The 18,405-nt window shown below is 38.5% G+C and carries 18 protein-coding genes; 10 read left to right on the forward strand and 8 right to left on the reverse strand.

Annotated elements, in window-relative coordinates; all coding sequences use genetic code 11:
* Window positions 1-45: 45 nt before the first annotated feature.
* The 4 genes from rocD (at window position 46) to R3E32_27340 (ending at window position 2,882) form a co-directional block, all read left to right on the forward strand.
* Window positions 46-1,278, forward strand: coding sequence for an ornithine--oxo-acid transaminase (gene rocD, locus R3E32_27325; protein ID MEZ4888469.1), 1,233 nt, complete (start codon window positions 46-48; stop codon window positions 1,276-1,278).
* 139 nt (window positions 1,279-1,417) lie between these two features.
* Window positions 1,418-1,843 carry an element excision factor XisH family protein gene (locus R3E32_27330; protein ID MEZ4888470.1) on the forward strand — a complete coding sequence of 142 codons (426 nt, stop codon included), beginning with the start codon at window positions 1,418-1,420 and terminating at the stop codon, window positions 1,841-1,843.
* Entirely contained in the window at window positions 1,819-2,175 is a 357-nt protein-coding gene (locus R3E32_27335) for a XisI protein (protein MEZ4888471.1), read from the forward strand. Before R3E32_27330 ends, R3E32_27335 begins: the two co-directional genes overlap by 25 nt.
* Before the next feature lie 41 nt (window positions 2,176-2,216).
* Window positions 2,217-2,882 (forward strand): cyclase family protein, encoded by a 666-nt coding sequence (locus R3E32_27340; GenBank protein ID MEZ4888472.1) that lies wholly within the window; start codon window positions 2,217-2,219, stop codon window positions 2,880-2,882.
* A gap of 98 nt (window positions 2,883-2,980) precedes the next feature.
* Here R3E32_27340 and R3E32_27345 read toward each other — a convergent pair whose 3' ends face one another.
* From R3E32_27345 to R3E32_27360, 4 genes are all read right to left on the reverse strand, one after another.
* Window positions 2,981-4,744, reverse strand: a complete 1,764-nt coding sequence (locus R3E32_27345) for an exonuclease domain-containing protein (protein MEZ4888473.1) — start codon at window positions 4,742-4,744, stop codon at window positions 2,981-2,983.
* A 270-nt stretch (window positions 4,745-5,014) separates the two neighbouring features.
* Window positions 5,015-6,529: a GH3 auxin-responsive promoter family protein gene (locus R3E32_27350; protein MEZ4888474.1), complete on the reverse strand. Its 1,515-nt coding sequence runs from the start codon at window positions 6,527-6,529 to the stop codon at window positions 5,015-5,017.
* A 123-nt stretch (window positions 6,530-6,652) separates the two neighbouring features.
* Entirely contained in the window at window positions 6,653-7,684 is a 1,032-nt protein-coding gene (locus R3E32_27355; protein MEZ4888475.1) for a PorP/SprF family type IX secretion system membrane protein, read from the reverse strand.
* 225 nt (window positions 7,685-7,909) lie between these two features.
* Window positions 7,910-8,269, reverse strand: coding sequence for a hypothetical protein (locus R3E32_27360; protein ID MEZ4888476.1), 360 nt, complete (start codon window positions 8,267-8,269; stop codon window positions 7,910-7,912).
* A 165-nt stretch (window positions 8,270-8,434) separates the two neighbouring features.
* Between R3E32_27360 and R3E32_27365 the strand changes: the two genes are divergently transcribed.
* The 3 genes from R3E32_27365 to R3E32_27375 all read left to right on the forward strand — a co-directional run bounded on the left by R3E32_27365 (window position 8,435) and on the right by R3E32_27375 (window position 10,517).
* Entirely contained in the window at window positions 8,435-9,172 is a 738-nt protein-coding gene (locus tag R3E32_27365; protein MEZ4888477.1) for an FkbM family methyltransferase, read from the forward strand.
* Window positions 9,172-9,663, forward strand: coding sequence for a dual specificity protein phosphatase family protein (locus R3E32_27370; protein MEZ4888478.1), 492 nt, complete (start codon window positions 9,172-9,174; stop codon window positions 9,661-9,663). The genes R3E32_27365 and R3E32_27370 overlap by 1 nt, the downstream gene beginning before the upstream one ends.
* 287 nt (window positions 9,664-9,950) lie before the next feature.
* The gene (locus R3E32_27375) at window positions 9,951-10,517 is read left to right on the forward strand and encodes a hypothetical protein (GenBank protein MEZ4888479.1); all 567 of its coding nucleotides are present in this window, start codon (window positions 9,951-9,953) and stop codon (window positions 10,515-10,517) included.
* 3 nt (window positions 10,518-10,520) lie between these two features.
* On the opposite strand, the gene R3E32_27380 is transcribed toward R3E32_27375, so the two are convergent.
* The 4 genes from R3E32_27380 to R3E32_27395 all read right to left on the reverse strand — a co-directional run bounded on the left by R3E32_27380 (window position 10,521) and on the right by R3E32_27395 (window position 13,219).
* Entirely contained in the window at window positions 10,521-10,883 is a 363-nt protein-coding gene (locus tag R3E32_27380; protein MEZ4888480.1) for a DUF1801 domain-containing protein, read from the reverse strand.
* 115 nt (window positions 10,884-10,998) lie between these two features.
* Window positions 10,999-11,358, reverse strand: a complete 360-nt coding sequence (locus R3E32_27385; protein ID MEZ4888481.1) for a hypothetical protein — start codon at window positions 11,356-11,358, stop codon at window positions 10,999-11,001.
* 13 nt (window positions 11,359-11,371) lie between these two features.
* A complete protein-coding gene (locus tag R3E32_27390) occupies window positions 11,372-12,010 on the reverse strand; it encodes a hypothetical protein (GenBank protein ID MEZ4888482.1) in 639 nt (212 codons plus the stop codon).
* Window positions 12,011-12,109: 99 nt separating this feature from the next.
* Window positions 12,110-13,219: a hypothetical protein gene (locus tag R3E32_27395; protein MEZ4888483.1), complete on the reverse strand. Its 1,110-nt coding sequence runs from the start codon at window positions 13,217-13,219 to the stop codon at window positions 12,110-12,112.
* A gap of 204 nt (window positions 13,220-13,423) precedes the next feature.
* Here R3E32_27395 and R3E32_27400 point away from each other — a divergent pair, with 204 nt between their 5' ends.
* The 3 genes from R3E32_27400 to R3E32_27410 all read left to right on the forward strand — a co-directional run bounded on the left by R3E32_27400 (window position 13,424) and on the right by R3E32_27410 (window position 18,320).
* A complete protein-coding gene (locus R3E32_27400; GenBank protein ID MEZ4888484.1) occupies window positions 13,424-16,465 on the forward strand; it encodes a CHAT domain-containing protein in 3,042 nt (1,013 codons plus the stop codon).
* A gap of 121 nt (window positions 16,466-16,586) precedes the next feature.
* The gene (locus R3E32_27405) at window positions 16,587-17,630 is read left to right on the forward strand and encodes a hypothetical protein (protein MEZ4888485.1); all 1,044 of its coding nucleotides are present in this window, start codon (window positions 16,587-16,589) and stop codon (window positions 17,628-17,630) included.
* A gap of 99 nt (window positions 17,631-17,729) precedes the next feature.
* The gene (locus R3E32_27410) at window positions 17,730-18,320 is read left to right on the forward strand and encodes a hypothetical protein (GenBank protein MEZ4888486.1); all 591 of its coding nucleotides are present in this window, start codon (window positions 17,730-17,732) and stop codon (window positions 18,318-18,320) included.
* The last annotated feature ends 85 nt before the right edge of the window (window positions 18,321-18,405 follow it).

Below are 18,405 nucleotides of genomic sequence, written 5' to 3' on the forward strand. Positions count from 1 at the left end.
TTTTTTACTAATTTTGTACGGTTTTAACAGCTAATACAAACAATCATGCAAACAACAGTTAGTAGTCAATATTTTATGGAATTGGAAGATAAGTATGGAGCGCATAATTACCATCCACTTCCAGTTGTATTGAGTAAAGGCGAAGGTGTATTCGTCTGGGATACAGAGGGTAAAAGGTACTACGATTTTTTATCGGCCTATTCTGCGGTCAATCAAGGACACTGCCATCCTAAAATCGTGCAAGCTTTGGTGAATCAAGCTACTGAATTGACACTTACCTCTCGTGCGTTTTACAATGATACTTTGGGAGTATATGAACAATACATCACCAATCTGTTGGGTTACGACAAGGTTTTGCCGATGAATACAGGAGTTGAGGCGGTTGAAACTGCGCTTAAACTTTGCAGAAAATGGGCGTATGAAGTGAAAGGTATTGCCGAAAATCAAGCTAAAATTATTTTTGTAGAAGGCAATTTTCATGGTCGAACAATGGGTGTTATTTCTGCTTCAACTGATCCTGATAGTTATGGTGGTTATGGGCCTTTGATGCCTGGTTATGAGGTGATTCCCTACAATGATTTGGAGGCTTTGGAGAGCGTTTTGAAGCAAGGAAATGGAAATGTGGCGGGTTTTATAGTCGAACCGATTCAAGGCGAGGCGGGTGTGTTTGTGCCTTCGGATGGATATTTGAAGGGTGCGTACGATTTGTGTCAACAATATGGTGCGTTGTTCATTGCAGATGAGGTACAAACGGGTTTGGCTCGGACTGGTAAAATGCTTTGTTGTGACCATGAGGACGTGCATCCTGATATTTTGATTCTCGGTAAAGCCTTGTCTGGTGGCATTTTACCCGTTTCGGCAGTTTTGGCTGATGACGAAATCATGTTATCTATCAAACCTGGGCAACATGGCTCTACTTATGGTGGCAATCCTTTGGCTTGTAAGGTAGCGATTGCAGCTTTGGAGGTTTTGGTAGAAGAAAATTTGTCGGAAAATGCGGAATATTTGGGTGAAATTTTGCGCCGAGAATTGCGTGCGATTCCCTCCAATTTGATTACCGAAGTGAGAGGAAAAGGTTTATTGAATGCGATTGTGATTGATTCGGACGAACATTCTTCTTTGGGATGGGATATTTGTATGAAGCTGCGTGACAATGGATTGTTGGCGAAACCTACGCATGGCAATAAAATTCGTTTTGCGCCTCCTTTGGTGATTACCGAAGAACAACTCTATGAATGTGTGGACATTATTCGAAAGACAGTGTTATCGTTTGAATGATTTACATAAAAAATAATATGATATTAAAAAACCATAACTCTTTTAAAGGGTTATGGTTTTTTGGTTTAAGAGGTATGCTTCGCAATCTACAAAAGCAGAACCTTATTTCCCTATTTTTGTTTTACATCAAAGTGCAAAAATGGCAAAAGACCTATACCATGATTTAGTAAAAGAAGCTCTGATAGGCGAAGGTTGGACAATAACAGATGACCCTTTAGAAGTACCTTCGTTAATTTCAACATTTGAAATTGATTTAGGGGCAGAAAAGATTATTACTGCAGAAAAAGGAACGGAAAAAATTGCAGTTGAAATAAAAAGTTTTATTGGACGCTCTGTACTCCATGATTTTTTCAAGGCTGTTGGTCAATTTGCTTTTTACTACCTAGCTCTGAAAGAAGCCGAACCAGATAGAGAACTTTATCTTGCCATCCCAGATGCAGCCTACGAATTTTTGTTTAGAGATCCAAACACGCATGAAATCTCTAAAATCAATAAGTTAAAATTTATTGTTTACAGTATTAGTGATAAAAATATAAAATTATGGACAGTATCTCCGATAAAGTAGCAAAATACCGTGCCATTGCTCGCAATATCATCACAGAATTAGGCAATAGAAAGGGAAAGCGAAAGTATTTTGACATAGAATATCACACAATTATAGATGATGATACAGGAAATTATATACTTCTTAGAAGTGGTTGGAAGGAAACAAGTCGCTTTTATGCCGTTTTGATTCACATTGAAGTGAAAGAATCGGGAATGGTATGGTTGCATGAAGATCGAACTGATTATATTATTGCTGACATGCTTTTAGAAACAGGTATTTCAAAAAGCGAAATTGTCTTGGGTTTTCACCCTCCAATTGTTCGACCAGAAACAGGCTATGCGGTGGCTTGATTTCAAACCTGTACAAATCAAAAGCTTATAAAATACTTCAAATGCCCCAATACATAGACCTCAGCCATACGATTGAAGATGGGTTGGTGACTTACAAAGGTTTGCCCGCACCCATTATTTGTGATTATCTCAGTCGGGAGGCTTCCAAAGGTGTGTATGCTGATGGGGTAAGTTTTCAGATTGGTAAAATCGAAATGGTTGCCAATACGGGAACGTATATTGATGTGCCTTTTCACCGATATGAGGATGGTAAAGATTTGTCTCAATTTGAAGTAGAAGCCTTTGCCAATTTGGAGGCGGTGTGTATTCATGCGCCTTTTCAGAATGGCTTGGCGGTCGGTGTTTCATTTTTTGAAGGAAAGGATTTAGAAGGGAAAGCAGTTTTGGTGCGAACCGATTGGGCGCAGCACTGGAATACGCCACAATACTATGAGAACCATTCTTTTCTAACCAAAGAAGCGGCTATTTTTTTGAAGGAGGCAGGAGTCAAATTAGTAGGAATTGATTCTCATAATATTGACGATACCCGCTGCAATGCCCGCCCAGTTCATTCTATTTTACTGAAAGACAATGTATTGATAGCCGAGCATCTCTGCAACTTGGATGAACTTCCTTTTGATGTTCCTTTTCGATTTTTTGCAGTGCCTCCAAAAGTCAGAGGGATGGGAACTTTTCCTGTAAGGGCGTTTGCGGTTTTGGGAAGTTAAGGCAATTTAAAGTATTAAATTAGCCAATTCTAAAATACAATGTACTTGTTTCCAAAGTATTGTTTGAAATTGCATTAAAATTTTTAATTTGAATTTACCTAAAACCCATAAACCCAAACCCCTGTTCTTCGTTTCCGCAAATATCCTCTAATAATTTGCTGAACATCAGGATTTTCTCTAAAAGGAATCAGCTCTTTTCGGACGTGTGGTAAAATGGTGAGTTTGTGGAATGTGGTCAATTCATAGATTTCGTTGGCATCCGATTTTTTTGAAGTATCCAATTGAATTACCTCAATAACAGAAGGTTCGGCAATTGTTTCTTCCATTGCAGCCGCTTCACCTTCCTCTTCTTCCACCAAATCTGCATCCGCTTCAATATAGGTTTCTTGCTCCTCATACACCAAAGCATCCGCATCGTATTCTATCACAAAATCACTGTCATTTCCTTCAACAAGATTATTTTCTTCTAAAAACTCATTTTCCTCCAATGATTCCCCTTCAATAGAGTCATCAATGTCCTCCACCTCCTCATTTTCGACCGTATCTTCCAGTTCATCTTCCACCAACAAAGGTTTCATTTTCTCAATAGGCACATACGCATAACCCAAATATTGATTGTTTTCAATCAACACCACCGACTTCTCCAATTCGCTGCGCCCTTTGTCTATAATCAACATATTCTCAGCAGGATAGCTGTAATGATGGACCAACCGATTCATTTTGGCGTTGTGGACTTCCATACTGTCTTGGACTTCCACAAAATCCTCATTCTCATATTCACTCTGTCGAAGCCAAGCCCCAAAAGACTGCAAATCACAGTGCTCCAAACTCAATTGATATTGAAGTGCTGAACGCAGAACAAAGTTAAATGCCTGCCATTTGGACGAAAATTTTTGGAAAAGCTGTTCTGACCTTTCAGGCTTCAAACTGTCAATCTCCAAAGTTTTGAAGCCCTCTTCGTTTACTTCAATGTAAACCCCATATTTATAGCGAATCCTTCTTTGCGCCCGATTGAAGGCTGGCATATAGCGTTTGATTTCGTCCGACTCCAACAAAAGGGCAATCAACTCACTGCCTGTCAAGCGGTATTGAAGGTCGTAAATCACCGCTTTCATGTTTTGTTTTTTGCCCGACTCCAAATCCGTATTGAAGTGACTCATGATTCGGTCTCGAATGTGTAGGCTTTTTCCCAAATACACAATGCGTCCTTTTTTGTCCAAAAAATAATAAACCCCCGTTGCTTGCGGCAAACCTTCTACTTTTTCGGGTGGAAGGTTGGGCGGCAATTTTGCAGTGACGGCAATGCTGCGAACCAGTTTTTTGTCAATGGTAGGATAATGCTGAATAAACAGTTTCTCAAATACTTGGGTGATGGTCTTTGCTCTTTTTTTTAAGTTATAAGCATTGTCGTACTTCAATCCAAAATAGCGACACAATCCTCCCAAACTGTTGCTCTTGGGTTTGTCCTCCAGATTTGCAGCCGTATCAAATCGCTGTTCTATCAACATTTTGAGGTCGAGGTGTGGGCGTTGAAAGCGAAAAGGAGTGGGTTTAAAGGCACTTTTCAACAAACCGTAGCTCAATCGAATATTGAAGCCAACGAGTACGGTGTCTTTTGTAAATTCAAAAATTTGCTCTGCAATGTCTTCAAAGAGAGGAGCTTTCTTCAATCGCTTTTCGGAGAAATTGACCAATGCCATCAAAAATTCAGATACTTCTTTTTCGGGATTGACCAAGGAATGAAAGCGGTCAATGATTTTGCCGTTGGCATATTTCACCAGTGCCACTTCCATGATTTTGTCATGGCGTGGGCTGCCTCCCGTAAATTCGAGGTCAATGATGGTGAATACAACTTCTGACATTTGGTTTCTGTCGCTTTATTGAACACAGAGGCACTGAGACACAGAGTTTTTATTATCAAATAATTGATGATTAGCTCATTGTAGTTTTTGTATCTTTTAGCCAAATGCAAAAATACAATTTTGAAGGAAACAAAATGCTCTCTTTTTTAGTATGGATAGACTTCGGACGTTTTACTTCTCATCTATTTTGCTTCGAATAAGTTAAATTTGGATGTTGTTAAACAAAAAATCGTTTCCAAGATGAGCATAATAGCTCCCATTTACCAGTCACTAATCCACCAATAACTGTTTAATATCCTCCAAATACTCCCGATGATTCGCCAACCTCGGAATCTTGTGCTGTCCGCCCAATTTCCCCCGATTTTTGAGCCATTGATAGAACGTGCCTTTCGGAACGCTTTGCACCAATGGGAAACGCATTGCCATGCCTTTGAAGCGTTTGGCCTCATAGTCGGAGTTGAGTTTTTGCAGTTCTTGGTCGAGAATGGTAGCGAATTGAAGTAAGTCGGCTGGGGCTTCGTCAAATTCAATCAGCCATTCATGTGTACCATTTTCGTCACCCGAAAAATACACAGGAGCAGCCGTATATTCTTGCACCTTTGCGCCCGTTTGTTCACACGCCTTGTGAATCGCTTGGTCGCTATTGTCAATAATCACTTCTTCGCCAAAAGCATTGATAAAGTGACGGGTACGCCCCGAAACCTTGATGCGGTGAGGCGAAAGGGTGGTGAAATGAATGGTGTCGCCAATCCTATACCGCCAAAGCCCCGAATTGGTCGAAATAATCAGCGCATAGTTTTTGCCCACTTCCACTTCCTGCAATTGCAGGGTTTGCGGATTCGCTTTGTCCAATTCTTCCATTGGCATAAATTCGTAAAAAATTCCGTGCTTCAACATCAACAACATATCGTCTCGGTTGGGCGCATCTTGCACCGCAAAAAATCCTTCAGAGGCATTGTAGGTTTGCCAATACTGGGTTTTGTTGGGCGGAATCAGGGCTGCAAATTGTTCTCGATAGGGCGTAAAACTCACGCCTCCATGTATATACAATTCAAAGTTGGGCCAAACCTCCAATAAGTGATTTTTACCAGTGATTTCCAAGAGGCGTTTGATGAGTAGAATCGTCCAAGTCGGCACACCTGCAAGGTGGGTAATATTTTGGTGAACAGTGCTTTGGGCAATTTGCTCCAATTTTAGTTCCCAATTGTCTTGCAGCGCAATAGAAAGTTTGGGTTCATTCAAGAACTTGGCGAAATAGGGCATATTTTGCATCAAAACGGCGGACAAATCTCCATATTTGCTGTGTTGATTGAGTTCGCTGATGCTGTGACTGCCGCCCATAATGATGGCCTTGCCTGTATAGACTTGTGTTTTGGGATGGGTGTGGCAATACATGGTCATGCTGTCCATTCCACCTTTGAAGTGGCAGTTTTTTAGGGCATCTTTGCTGACAGGTATAAATTTGCTTTTGTCGCTCGTTGTTCCCGAAGATTTGGCAAACCATTGAATGGGTTGTGACCACAGTACATTTTGTTCGCCTGCCATTGTGCGGGTGATATAGGGTTTGAGGCTATCGTAATCTTGTATCGAAACCCTTTTTTTGAAGTCCGCAATGCTGGAAATATGTTGGTAGTCGTGGTCTTTGCCCCAAGCAGTATTTTTGGCTTTGTGAACCAATTCTTTGAAAACCTGTTTTTGGGCTTCAATGGGAGATTGCAGCCAATGGTCAATGCTGGATTGACGGCTCGATAGGTATTTGGAGGCAATGGTGTTGAGGAGGTGCATATTGGTTTGTTTTGAAGGGGTGAAAATAGGGAATATTAGGCAAAAAAAAATAGGTCACATCTAATATTAGATATGACCTATTTTTTTGACTAAGCATTAGTCGCCAATCTATTCATCACTGTATTAAAACCGTGGACAATAGATTTTTCTATTCGGTTTACAGTCAGCCGTTTTACCGCTATACGTAAGCGACAATTCTGCTGCACCTTGACCATTACTTGCTCTCTCCAAGTCCGAAACGTTGATATCATAAGAGAAACCAAATTTGAAGGAAGAAAAGTCAATACCCAAAAGCATCACAATCGCATCATTTGCACGGTACCATCCGCCTAAATAAAGGGCTGAACCTGTGTCGTAGCGACCAGAATCGAAATGGTAGCCAAATGCTGCTCCCAAAATTGTCAAAGTATTGCTTGCCTGACTCATATACATGACACTTGGCGAAATGCTAAATTGATCATTGACGAAGATGCTACCACCACCATGCAACACCAATCTTGGAGAAAGTTGATTTTTCTCTCCCTCAGCAGTCAAGAAAGTTTCTACGGGTTTGGTAGCGTGATTGTACGCTCCACCTGCGTAGAGGCTTACAGTTTCATTGACCGAAGCGGTAAACAAACCTCCTAAGCGCAAATCCATATAGCTGAATTGGTCATTATCAATGGATTCATTGTTTGGCAATGCAGAGTTGATTTGATAGTCTTCGATTTGGGAATCGAAAGTCAATCTTGTGAAATCTACACTTTTTTGGGTATAACCAAACTGCCCGCCCAAACTTAGCACGTACTGAGCCTCTTGATCCAAAGCTTTGTGGTAAGCCAAAGATGCCAAAGCAGAGGTTTCGGTAAGCACGCCATCACCAGATTGGTCACGATACAACACCACTCCTGCGCCTACGTGATCGCCACCTAACTGACAGCTCAACAAAGACATATCGAAGCCCAAAACGAAAGTTTCGTAGGGTGCTGGAATAGAAGCCCATTGATTGCGATAGGTTAAACCTGCTCGATAGCTTCCGTTGAGATTTCCAGTCATTGCAGGATTGACCATCAATGGCTGAGAGTAAAATTGAGATAGATGAATGTCTTGAGCAAAGCCAATTTGAGTGGCAGCCAAGAGTATCATTGCGACAAATAACTTAGTACACGTTTTCATCATAGGAAATGTTTAATAAAGGAGTTATTTCTTAAACTTTAGAACCGCTAAAGTTAAGTAGTAAATAGGAAACATTCAATCTTTTTTTTGGTGAATGAGTGTTTATATATGCTACAATACACTGACTCTAACAAATATACTCAAATAAACGTACAATTCTTTGAGATTATTATTGCTTGTCAGCAAACTTTCATATTCATTGTTAGCTGAATGGCAATTTTTCTTTTAGACCTTATAGGGGCAAAAAGCGAAACTTGCGTCATCTTCACCAGATAGGATAAACAAGCAGGCAAATTTTGAAGGGTCTTTGTAAACATGCTTAAAAGTAGCTACTTTTTTGGCATCAATAAGAGATTTGTTGACAAATTCTTCAACTAATGAAGCATTGAAGGACCAATCTGTTTGCATTTGCTCAGCTATGACAATCGGACGACCGATATTGATTGCAGTTTCTCGATGTGCTACAAAAATCGGATAATCAGATATTTGTTTGCTGATTACTCCCAAAGCGACTTTTTGTAGATAATCCGAATATACTTCCACATCGTGCTGTACGCTTTCTAATATTTGTTCTGGTAAAGGCATGATAACTGGTTTTTGTAAAAACTATTATGGATAGATAGATTTCCAGCTACAAGTATAGCCTTTTTTACCAATTCACGCAAAATTCAAAGACTTTTCCAAAACTACTTTTGCTGCTTGGCATTTGAAAATTATTATTTAGCTTGCACTGCAAATAATAAATTTAGCATGTTTGAACGGATAAAATATTGGTATCGGGCAGTTCGATACAAATACAAATTGGATAAAGTCGAAATTCGCTATATCCTGGCGAATGTGAAGCAAGGGCAAATTGCAGTAGATATTGGCGCACACAAAGGAGGTTATTTGTATTGGCTTCAAAAAAAAGTCGGGTCAAAAGGTTGGGTATTTGCTTTTGAGCCACAGCCAAAATTGAGTCAATATTTGTTGAAAATTTGTGCTAAAAAGAAATACAAGAATGTAATCATTGAAAATATGGGGGTTTCTGCTCAAAAAGGTAGCTTTGACTTGTTTCTTCCTAACGGTAAATCCTCTTCACCTGGCGCAAGTCTGCAAAAACATCACAAGACGACTTCAAAATTCCACAATAGCATCGAAATACAGACAACTACTTTAGATGAATATTTTTTGAAGGAACGTTATTTGAAACCGCATTTTCTGAAAATTGATGTGGAAGGACATGAGTTGGAAGTGTTTAAAGGGGGAGAACAATTATTGAAGGAAGTGAAACCAAAAATTTTGGTGGAATGTGAACAAAGACATCTACATGACACAAGTATTGACCAAGTATTTCAATTTTTACTCGATTTGGGCTACAAGGGTTATTTTATTCATCAAAATGAGTGGAAACCTTTGATTCATTTTTCGGTCGGAAAACACCAAAGAATAATGGACGGGCGTTATTGGATGTCACCTGATTACTGCAATAATTTTATCTTTGAATAATGAACCGAATTTATCTTATAGCGGATACCTTATTGGCTACAATGGCTCGCCCGAGGGGAGGTGATTGGTTGCAGGACGATTTGATGTCTTTGAAGAAGAGAGAGGTTACGGTTTTGGTCTGTTTGTTGGAAAAAGAAGAAATGTATGAATTGCAGTTGGAGGAAGAAGCGAATGACTGCAAAAAGGCTGGAATGGAGTGGATTCATTTTCCGATTGCAGATTTTGGATTGCCTACAAATGAAAAAATGACGAATAAGTTGATTCTGCAATTAAAAGAATATGTGGAATCAGGTAAAAAGGTGGTCATACATTGTAGAATGGGTATCGGGCGTTCTTCAACAATTGCAGCTGCTACTTTGGTGGCTTTAGGAACACATACGACTGAAACGGCTTTTGAGGCGATTACCATAGAGAGAGGTTTGCGTGTTCCTGATACTCAGCAACAAATAGATTGGGTGAAGCGTTTTGAACAATGGCATGAAAATTTTTGACAGCTAAAAGGGCGTAGCCAAGCCCCGATTTGTAGCACAATAGATTTAGTTATTTACAATAGGCGCGTAGCTTCGGCACAATTAAATAACTGGTTTTCTGCTGTGCCGAGGCTATCTCCCTTAAAGAATCAATTATTTGCGTCGTTTCTACAAATAGGGTCGCAGCTATGCTGCTGAAATAATCAAACAATTTATTTTACGCTGTATTAAGGGCGGAAAGTTTTTTTAGTATCATTTTAATTTTTATGAATTCTGTGAATATTCTTCGTTTAAGTTTCTTTATAGGTATGGGTATTTTTTGTGTTACTTTACTGCAAAGTTGTGGTGAAGAAGACTATGTTCCGAAGCCCAAGGGTTATTTTCGCATCGTTTTACCAGAACCTGCCTATACCCCTTATGTATCTGAGGATTGTCCTTTTGCGTTTGAACGCCCAACCTATGCACAGGTGCAGAAAGATGTGAGCAATGGAGCAGAAAATACCTGTTGGATGAATCTTCAATATCCCGACTTCAATGCCAAGGTACATTTGTCCTACAAGGAAGTAGGCGGAAAAGCGGATAACCTGCCCAAACTTATCAACGATGCCTACAAACTCAATTCTAAGCACGTCCGAAAGGCAGATTACATCGAAGAAGTACCCATTCACAACCAACATGGAGTGATGGGATTGTGGTATGAAGTAGGTGGTGATGCGGCTTCTTCTACGCAGTTTTACCTCACTGATAGTCTGCACCATTTTATATGGGGTTCACTTTATTTCTCCAATACGCCGAATGAGGATTCGATTGCACCTGTGGCAAAGTTCATTCGCAAGGACTTAGATAAGTTTGTGGAGAGTTTTGAGTGGAAATAAGGGTTAATTTTGCTCCTCAATTTCGGTTACTCTAAACGCTATTATTTTCCCCATCAGTTCAAAAGGCATCTCTTCCTTCAAAGGAAATTGAATCGAGCCTTTTCCCGTTTTGTATTTTGACAGTTCTTCTTGAAATGCTTGATTTCCGCTCGGAAGCGCATATAATCCAACGTGGTTTTTGAATGCCGCAAAATACACCAAAGGTTTACCTTTCAATTTGTAAGCAGGCATACCATAGCTGATACTTTCTTCTGAATCAGGTACAGTTTCTCTAATAAATGCTCGAATATCTTTTAGGATATTTTGAATGTCTGCTTCAAATCCTGCGATGTATTCGTCAATATTTTTGGGTTTATGGAGAAGCATATTTTTAACCTAAATAATTTACCAATTGTCAAGATTATTAGATAAATGATTCATAATCAACAATTGGAAATGAAATTGATTTTTTGAAAAAAAAACCGTGCTTAACAATTAACCATTATCCTTCCGTCAATTCCCAAAAAGTATCTTCTTTATTATTCTCTACCCTATCCAAACAAGGAAAATCCTTTTCAATCAAAATGTGAGGTTGCCCAGCAGATGCTTCTACTTCAATGCCTACCTCATTGGAGTTCATCCATTGATTAGCTGTTGCAACAGGAATATACACCTGCAATTCATTGTTTTGAAACTCAGCCGTTACCAATGTTACTTCCTCCCGAATTGTCAATGAATAGACAAAGGTCACTCCTACACCAAAGTCAATGCTTTCTGAGACCATGCCAGTTTCTTGCAGTTGTTGGAGGTCTGACTTTCTGACTCTCAATCGAATACTGTCTTGAACACATCGTAATTTCATAGAAAATCTTTGTTTATGGATGATAAATATACAGTTTACCCACCAAAGGTTTGCTATTTCGAGAAGTCAATTTCCAATAATAAAGACCACTTGGGAAATTTTCTCTGGGAGAGAAGGTGAGTGTGTAGTCTTTTGTGTCGATAGGTAATGATGCTTTGAAAACTCTACCCTTGTGGTTTCGGATGCTGAGGTCAGTTATGTGAGAGAGTGGTTTTTCAAACTGAAAATCAACGCTATTGAAGTAAAGTGCATTGGGAAGAGGTTGAATTACTTGTAGGTCTTCAATGTCTGATTTTCGATAGTTGCTTTGTGTTTTCAATAGGCGTTCCATGGAAGGTATTTCTACTGCTTCTGCCATCAATTGCTGCAAAATAGCCTCAATATTTTGTGGATTATCAGAGATAGAATAATGGCTTTTTTCGTTTTGTTCAAATACGGGATGAGGAGCTAAGTCTTGGTAATCAATTCCTTCAATGGCATCAAACAAAACCACTATTAAGCTACTGCAATAGTTGCAAACATTGGTGTGTTCTTGCACACTATCAGGTAGTTGAGTGACTTTGTCCAATTTCATGGCATCTGCATACATCGCACGGGCAATGGTAGTCAAATGACCATCAGAGTCAAAATAGATAGGGTAGTTTTGTTGCATGGTAAATGTTGTTGATTGATGTAATAATAAGAGTTGAACTTACTTTTCCTTACTGCTCATAACGTTTTTGTGTGTCCGTTTCGGCAAGTATTTGGAAATTTAGTTGTGGTAAAAAACATAAACTCTCTCTCCAAACCACTCATAAGCGTATTTGGCAACATTTCTGTCTTTGTTGATTTTCTGCAATAGATTCTTGTAGAACTGTTCTGTTGATTTTTTGTCGTTTACTCCTCGGTCTATCACCGTCAATAAAAGTAATTTTGCAATGATTTGGTTGCGCTGTCGGGTAAACCATTTTCGTAAAGTATCGGGATTTCCCTGTTTGTTTTCCCAAATATCGAGGTATTCATTGAGGGTTCTCCAAACGTTCCCTGAGCTTTCGTGGGTGTAGTCTGCACCAAAAAAAGCCAACATCTTTGTTTCTGTTTTTGTAGTGAGTTGTAGGTTTTTTACATCCGAATGATAGAGGATGAGCTGATAACTTGTTTTCAAGCAAAGTTCAAACTTTAGACGATTGGTCGCTGAAAATAATTGCAGGAGTTGCTGCAAGCGTTTGAGTTGGAGCGAAAGACTTAAATCATCTGAAAGCTGGTCGAAAGGATTGACGTTATTGCTTTTGTTTTCTATTAATGAAGCCTTCAATTCCAGAGAATTGCGATTTTTTTGGGTTTGATAGAGCGAACGGTGAATGTCGGTGAATAGGTTTTGAACGACTCGATAGAGATAGGTGCGAAACAGGGTTTCTTGTTTGGATTCAAACTGCTGCAACTGTCCATTTTGTAGGCGTTCGATTAGTTTTTGTTGTACCCATTGTAGCACATCTTCTGCGTCTTGCATTTTGATGAAATCGGTATTGACCAAATAATCCAATCGTGCGCTGATATAGGGAATGTATTTTACTATCAATTGTGGTGACTGTTGGCGAAGCAATTGAAGGTCTAAAATATCGCTGCAAATCACTTGTGTGCATTCCACCAATAAGGTCAAAGCATAGGTTTTGCCTTCGGCTTTGTCCTGATATTTTGCCAGCCTTAGCGGGAGTCTCTGAAATACAATTGTTTCGATGATTTCTAATTCGCTATCCGATACGCCCACTTTTTGCCAAAACTGATGTACCAATTGCAGGACTACTTTTTCGTATTTTTCAACCAAACGATTTGGATTGTCCTGTAAGAGTATTTCATCGGTGGATTTTTTTTTGAAAATCACTTTTTAATTGTTGAATGATAAAAGGCTAAACAAGATACGTTAAATTGAATAAATTAATGAAAGAAGTTATTATTTGGAGTAAAAATAGTTCAGTGTTGCCGAAATGCAAAATGAGAAACGTTTGAAGTAAAGGAAAGGTGTGTGTTTTGTATATTTGAACAAGATTTTATAGATGGCTATTTAACAAAAAAGGAAAGTACGACAATGAAGCAAGCTAATAATCAGGAGCAAAAAATGGAGTCTTATCGGTCGGAGATAACAAGATTTTACGATGAGGGAAAATTTGACACTTGTTTACAATTGATAGAGGAGGTTGATTTTTTTTTGAAGGAAGAAGGATTTACCGAAAGTGAATGGCAGATTGTTAATCTGAATCTTAAAGGGAAAATTTTTTATCGTCAATCAAATTATGATTCGGCTAAGGAGAGTTATCAGTTGGCTTTAGAAATACAAAGTAAATTGTCGCAACCTAAAGATAGCGAACTGGTTAAGTCGTTGTTGGGTATGGCACAAGTAAATTTAGGTAAAGGTGTAGAATTGGTTGATGCTCTTTACTATTTGGAGAAAGCCTTGTCAACAGCAAAAAAAACAAATTTGTTAGTGCCATTGCCCTTTATTTACAATTCAACAGGTTTGTACTATTCGTATACAGCAAATTTTGATAAGGCCATAGAACACTTTAACTTAGCTATTGAAGCCGAGGTGAATGTATCTGGAAAAATTAGTTCTATTGCCTACCATACAAATATTGCAGCTTGTTATCGCAAAAATGGGGATTATGAAGAGGCATTGAATTATTGCTACAAAGCCTTAAATATATTGAATCAGAATGATGACCAAGACAGTGATAAAAGAGCTGTAGTTTTTGCTCTTTTAGGAAGTTCATATATTTACAAAACACAATTTGATAAAGGGCTGATATACTGTCAACGTGCATTGGAACTTTGGACAAGCATTTTTGGTGAAAAACATCCCAATATTGCATCCGTTTCAGATAAAATGGCATTTGCTTATTTTTATCAAAAACGATATGATGAGGCCTTACCTTTCTATGAAAAATCTTTAGAAATTTATCAATTCAATGATGAAAATAGCTTACAGACGGGATGTGCTCACCAACGTTTAGGAAGATGTTTGTTCAAAAAAGGAGATAACGAAGTAGCCTTTAGTCACTATTTGAAGAGCAAAGTTTTGTTAGAACGAATTAAATACAGTCCTTTTCACCTTATCAGCACCTATACTTATATGGCAGATTATGAGAGGGTAAAGGAAGACTTTGAATCTTCACTTCAGTATTTTCAAAAAGGGATAATTCTTTTATTAGAGAATTTTTCAAAGGAAGATGTGTATAGTTTACCTGAAATAGAATCTTGTTATTCAAGTCAAAAACTGTTCAAAATCATCTACAATAAAGCAGCTACTTTTTATGAAAAATATCAAAAAAGTGGCAAGAATTTCAAAGATTTACTGGCTGCAAATAGACACTATGAATACACTGATTGTATCATAAAATTATTGCGAAAAGACTATCAAGATACTTCTAATGAATTATTTAGTCAAGAGGTGAATAAGATTTACGAACAAAGCATAGCAGTCAGTAAGGAACTTTTTGAACAAACCCAAGATAGTCATTATTTGTCAAATTGCTTTTCGATTTCAGAACAGGAAAAAGTGCATCTATTGAGAACAGCTATCACTGATGCAGCAGCCAAATCAAAAGCTCGTATCCCAAAAACATTATTGAAAAAAGAAGAGAGTTTAAGGAGGGAAATAACTCGTTTGCAAGATGTTATATTAAAGGGAGGAATTCACATAAATGAATTAGATGAAATGAGTGCGGTTTCTCATAAAAACCAAATTTTTGATTTGAAGCGAGAAAATCAACAGCTTATCACTCAATTTGAAAAAGATTATCCAGAATACCATCAATTGAAGTATAGTGACTACACAGCTAGTGTGGAAGATGTTCAAATGTATCTCCTTCAACGAAATAGCTATCAAAAACATTTGTTCATTTCCTATTTTGTAGGTGAACAGAATATTTATATTTTCAAAATGAGTGCTGTGGATTGTCAAATGTATGCGGTCGAAAAACCATCTCATTTTGCAGCACTTGTAAAAGACTTCAATACAGCTATCACAACTGTAGAGTTGGAGGATTACATGGATGCAGGGAGTCAATTGTATACTTTGTTGTTAGCTCCACTTCAATTGCAAATGGATAAGAATACGAGTCAATCCTTGACGATTCTTAGACACGATGTACTGCATTATCTTTCCTTCGATGCCCTGTTTTTTCCTATTGACAATGAAAGAATAAAAACTGCCGAAGTATTTGATTTTCATGACTTAGACTATTTGGTCTATCACTTCAATATTGCCTATCACTATTCTGCTACCTTATTATTGCAGGGCGAAATGAGAAATGCTGAAAATCGGCAGCGAGAAGATAGTTTTTTGGGCTTGGCTCCTGTTTCTTTTGCAGCCGATAGCAAAACCACGCTTTTGGCAATGGAAACCCATAGAGGCGAAAGCAAGATTTTTAGGAGCAATCAATTGGGTAAAAAAGCACTGGCGAATTTGCCAAATACTGCCATTGAAGTCAATGAAGTGTATCAGCTATTCAATCGTCAAAAACTTTCTGCAAAAGCCTTTCTATACGGTGCTGCTTCAAAGAAAAACTTCTTTCAGGAAGCACCCAAGCACAAGTATTTATTGGTGGCAACACATGGATTCAACTACGATGGAGATGGAAATTTATCAGGCATTTATTTGGCAAACGAACGAGAGTGGGAGGGCAGTAAAAAGAATACTACGCTTTCAATGAATTTGAATACTTCAAAAAAATCCAATTCTACTACTTCAGAAGATATTTCTCCAAACGGCAGGTCGGCTGTCTTCGAATCAGAAGCCTCCTTATTGACCACTACAGAATCCTATTTGCTGCGACTCAATGCAGATTTAGTTGTGTTGAGTAGTTGCAGCAGCGGTATTGGCGTATTGCAGAAAGGAGAAGGGATGATGGGACTGCATAGGGGATTTTTGTATGCAGGAGCGAGCAATATTGTTTTTACCCAATTCGATATTCCCGACGAAACGAGTAGTTTACTGGTCAAAAAGCTATTTGAATACATCTTGGAAGATAAAAATTATGCCCTTGCTCTAAAAAAAGCCAAATTACACATTCTTCAACAAGAAGGAGTTACGCCTCAGGATTGGGCAGCGTTTGCTTTAATTGGAGGTTAATCGAAAAAAAAATACAGAAAAAAATCCGAAAGTTTCCGAGCCGTTTTTCCAATACGTTTAAAGAGGTCGAATTTCAAATTATTGAATTATTCTTAAACTTTTTAAACATAAACGTATAAACATGAAAACCTCAAAGATTTTTTTCACATTCGTAGCCATCGCTTTGATGGGCTTCTTTTTCACACAAACGACTTACGCTCAAAAAAGAAAATCGGTAGGCGGCAAAGATTTGGTCATTACTTGGGCAGAACTCATTCCGAATGGTGACCACAGTAACAATCGTGCTCCTTACAAAGTAAACTTCAAAGTAAGAAATTATGGCACACAAGCTGTCCAAGCCAGAACACGAGTAGCTTTGAACTTGGTGCAGTATCCATTGAATAGTAACAATGGTCAAGTCATCAAAAGTTTGTTGGCAGACAGAGGAGGCAGCAATTTTGACAACTTTGAAACCCGCCCACTTGCCAGCAATGAAGAACATAGCTACACCGCATATGTTCCCAATGGATTTCCCGTAGGATATCGCTATCAAGTAGAAATCAAAGTGGATGCCTGTTTGGATGAACCAGATGCCGCTCCTTGTAGAGTTGCAGAAGCGATTGAAAACAACAATCACTACCGTTTACCAGATTTAACCCTCAATCCCAAACTCACCACTAAGAAAAAGCAAATCCCTTCTCAAGGAATGAACTTACCCGACTTTGGTACTCCAATATTCACTCCCAATGCAGATTTGGTGAATGGCAAAGATCTCAGAATCACTGAAGCTGAAATGATTGCTCTCAATAGAAATAACAGTCGTGAGTCCTACAAAGTGAATTTCAAAGTGAAAAACTTTGGTACACAAGCTGTCCAAGCCAGAACACAAGTAGCCATCAATTTGGTACAGTATCCACTGAATAACAATCAGGGGAGAGTCATCAAAAGCTTATTGGCAGACAGAGGAGGCAGTAATTTTGACAATTTTGAGATCAGCCCACTTGTCAGTAATGAAGAAAAAGCTTTTACTGCTTATGTGCCAAATGGCTTGCCCATAGGCTACCGCTACCAATTGGAAATCAAAGTAGATGCTTGCCTGGACGCACCTGATGCCGCTCCTTGTCGAGTAGTCGAAACCAGCGAAATAAATAATCACTTTCAACTCCCCGAACTTACGATTCGATAAGTTCACCTTGCAACCACTCTTACCCTCTTACTTCAATTCACTGATAAACACTCTTACTCACTTTAAAAACCAATTTAAAAATTATTAATTTAAAATCTCATGAAAAATTTAAAAGTCATTGTTGCTGTTTTCAGCTTCCTTATGTTTAGCCCTATTTTCGCTCAATTCAATAACTCTCATGATTTCAATATAGAAGATTTGAACAATCGAAATTTGCGCCCCATTATACAATTGCCTGATTTAGTTGTGGTAGATATATCATTCCAGTTCGATATTTTTGCTGAAGGAGGAGATTTTGGAAGAGTTATATACAAAGTCAAAAATATAGGTAATGCTCCTGCACTGTCAGCTGAAGATGACCCAGAAGGAGAAGGTTATTTCATTAACCTGTTTTTATCAACAGATGTAGTCTCTCCTAATGGTGAGGCGATATTTAGAAATAATCGTTGTGTAGAAGATGCATTGTTACAAGGAGGACGTACTTCAGGAAAGACTATCCAACCAGGACAAACTGTTGTATTTGTAGATGATAATTTAACTGTGCCAATTGGCTGTCAAGTGTGTGAAAACAATCGAGTTGCCCGTCAATTTGGCATTAACATAGATCCAAACAATACATTACGAGAACTCAACGACAACAACAATGATGCTTTTAGAACGGTGATGATTAAATGTAAGGGTGTAAAGTAAACTATTTTTCAACAAAACAGCTAAAGGATTCCCCCACTATACCTAAGGTTAGTGGAGGGAGGAATTTAGCTACGTCATTATTGAC

The organism is Chitinophagales bacterium (genome assembly GCA_041392475.1).
Taxonomy (GTDB): Bacteria; Bacteroidota; Bacteroidia; order Chitinophagales; family UBA2359; genus JAUHXA01.